At 50.8% G+C, this 3,341-nt stretch carries 2 rRNA genes; both read left to right on the top strand.

The window, feature by feature from the left end:
- The first annotated feature begins 167 nt into the window (after positions 1-167).
- A 23S ribosomal RNA gene (locus AOA62_RS24635) occupies positions 168-3,059 on the top strand.
- A gap of 157 nt (positions 3,060-3,216) precedes the next feature.
- A 5S ribosomal RNA gene (rrf, locus tag AOA62_RS24630) occupies positions 3,217-3,332 on the top strand.
- Positions 3,333-3,341: the final 9 nt, after the last annotated feature.

The following is a 3,341-nucleotide window of genomic DNA, read 5'->3' as shown; positions in this document are numbered from 1 at the left end:
AGCTCGTTCTTTAAAAATTTGGGTATGTGATAGAAAGATAGACTGAACGTTACTTTCACTGGTAACGGATCAGGCTAAGGTAAAATTTGTGAGTTCTCTTAGTTGAGAAATTCGAATTTTCGGCGAATGTTGTCTTCACAGTATAACCAGATTGCTTGGGGTTATATGGTCAAGTGAAGAAGCGCATACGGTGGATGCCTTGGCAGTCAGAGGCGATGAAAGACGTGGTAGCCTGCGAAAAGCTTCGGGGAGTCGGCAAACAGACTTTGATCCGGAGATGTCTGAATGGGGGAACCCAGCCATCATAAGATGGTTATCTTACGCTGAATACATAGGCGTAAGAGGCGAACCAGGGGAACTGAAACATCTAAGTACCCTGAGGAAAAGAAATCAACCGAGATTCCCTTAGTAGTGGCGAGCGAACGGGGACTAGCCCTTAAGTGGCTTTGAGATTAGCGGAACGCTCTGGAAAGTGCGGCCATAGTGGGTGATAGCCCTGTACGCGAAAATCTCTTAGTCATGAAATCGAGTAGGACGGAGCACGAGAAACTTTGTCTGAATATGGGGGGACCATCCTCCAAGGCTAAATACTACTGACTGACCGATAGTGAACTAGTACCGTGAGGGAAAGGCGAAAAGAACCCCGGAGAGGGGAGTGAAATAGATCCTGAAACCGTATGCGTACAAGCAGTGGGAGCAGACTTTGTTCTGTGACTGCGTACCTTTTGTATAATGGGTCAGCGACTTATTTTCAGTGGCGAGCTTAACCGAATAGGGGAGGCGTAGCGAAAGCGAGTCTTAATAGGGCGTCTAGTCGCTGGGAATAGACCCGAAACCGGGCGATCTATCCATGGGCAGGTTGAAGGTTGGGTAACACTAACTGGAGGACCGAACCGACTACCGTTGAAAAGTTAGCGGATGACCTGTGGATCGGAGTGAAAGGCTAATCAAGCTCGGAGATAGCTGGTTCTCCTCGAAAGCTATTTAGGTAGCGCCTCATGTATCACTGTAGGGGGTAGAGCACTGTTTCGGCTAGGGGGTCATCCCGACTTACCAAACCGATGCAAACTCCGAATACCTACAAGTGCCGAGCATGGGAGACACACGGCGGGTGCTAACGTCCGTCGTGAAAAGGGAAACAACCCAGACCGTCAGCTAAGGTCCCAAAGTTATGGTTAAGTGGGAAACGATGTGGGAAGGCTTAGACAGCTAGGAGGTTGGCTTAGAAGCAGCCACCCTTTAAAGAAAGCGTAATAGCTCACTAGTCGAGTCGGCCTGCGCGGAAGATGTAACGGGGCTCAAACCATACACCGAAGCTACGGGTATCACGTAAGTGATGCGGTAGAGGAGCGTTCTGTAAGCCTGTGAAGGTGAGTTGAGAAGCTTGCTGGAGGTATCAGAAGTGCGAATGCTGACATGAGTAACGACAATGGGTGTGAAAAACACCCACGCCGAAAGACCAAGGTTTCCTGCGCAACGTTAATCGACGCAGGGTTAGTCGGTCCCTAAGGCGAGGCTGAAAAGCGTAGTCGATGGAAAACAGGTTAATATTCCTGTACTTCTGGTTATTGCGATGGAGGGACGGAGAAGGCTAGGCCAGCTTGGCGTTGGTTGTCCAAGTTTAAGGTGGTAGGCTGGAATCTTAGGTAAATCCGGGATTCTAAGGCCGAGAGCTGATGACGAGCTAACTTTTAGTTAGCGAAGTGGTTGATGCCATGCTTCCAAGAAAAGCTTCTAAGCTTCAGGTAACCAGGAACCGTACCCCAAACCGACACAGGTGGTTGGGTAGAGAATACCAAGGCGCTTGAGAGAACTCGGGTGAAGGAACTAGGCAAAATGGCACCGTAACTTCGGGAGAAGGTGCGCCGGTGAGGGTGAAGGACTTGCTCCGTAAGCTCATGCCGGTCGAAGATACCAGGCCGCTGCGACTGTTTATTAAAAACACAGCACTCTGCAAACACGAAAGTGGACGTATAGGGTGTGACGCCTGCCCGGTGCCGGAAGGTTAATTGATGGGGTTAGCTAACGCGAAGCTCTTGATCGAAGCCCCGGTAAACGGCGGCCGTAACTATAACGGTCCTAAGGTAGCGAAATTCCTTGTCGGGTAAGTTCCGACCTGCACGAATGGCGTAACGATGGCGGCGCTGTCTCCACCCGAGACTCAGTGAAATTGAAATCGCTGTGAAGATGCAGTGTATCCGCGGCTAGACGGAAAGACCCCGTGAACCTTTACTATAGCTTTGCACTGGACTTTGAATTTGCTTGTGTAGGATAGGTGGGAGGCTTTGAAGCGTGGACGCCAGTCTGCGTGGAGCCAACCTTGAAATACCACCCTGGCAACTTTGAGGTTCTAACTCAGGTCCGTTATCCGGATCGAGGACAGTGTATGGTGGGTAGTTTGACTGGGGCGGTCTCCTCCTAAAGAGTAACGGAGGAGTACGAAGGTGCGCTCAGACCGGTCGGAAATCGGTCGTAGAGTATAAAGGCAAAAGCGCGCTTGACTGCGAGACAGACACGTCGAGCAGGTACGAAAGTAGGTCTTAGTGATCCGGTGGTTCTGTATGGAAGGGCCATCGCTCAACGGATAAAAGGTACTCCGGGGATAACAGGCTGATACCGCCCAAGAGTTCATATCGACGGCGGTGTTTGGCACCTCGATGTCGGCTCATCACATCCTGGGGCTGAAGCCGGTCCCAAGGGTATGGCTGTTCGCCATTTAAAGTGGTACGCGAGCTGGGTTTAGAACGTCGTGAGACAGTTCGGTCCCTATCTGCCGTGGACGTTTGAGATTTGAGAGGGGCTGCTCCTAGTACGAGAGGACCGGAGTGGACGAACCTCTGGTGTTCCGGTTGTCACGCCAGTGGCATTGCCGGGTAGCTATGTTCGGAATAGATAACCGCTGAAAGCATCTAAGCGGGAAACTAGCCTCAAGATGAGATCTCACTGGAACCTTGAGTTCCCTGAAGGGCCGTCGAAGACTACGACGTTGATAGGTTGGGTGTGTAAGCGCTGTGAGGCGTTGAGCTAACCAATACTAATTGCCCGTGAGGCTTGACCATATAACACCCAAGCAATTTGAGTACTCGAAAGAGCATCAGATTGCGGTGTGTGAAGACGAGATGAACCGAAAGTTCGACGCTCACAAAACACCGAAAGCTGTCACATACCCAATTTGCTGAAGCGAAGCCATCTGGCTACGACTCAGTACCCGAATTTCTTGACGACCATAGAGCATTGGAACCACCTGATCCCATCCCGAACTCAGTAGTGAAACGATGCATCGCCGATGGTAGTGTGGGGTTTCCCCATGTGAGAGTAGGTCATCGTCAAGATTAAATTCC

The organism is Pseudomonas sp. 2995-3 (assembly GCF_002742565.1).
In the GTDB taxonomy this organism is placed as follows: Bacteria; Pseudomonadota; Gammaproteobacteria; order Pseudomonadales; family Pseudomonadaceae; genus Aquipseudomonas; species Aquipseudomonas edaphica.
Note: the sequence above shows the minus strand (reverse complement) of the source record. Positions and strands in the feature narration are given on the sequence as shown.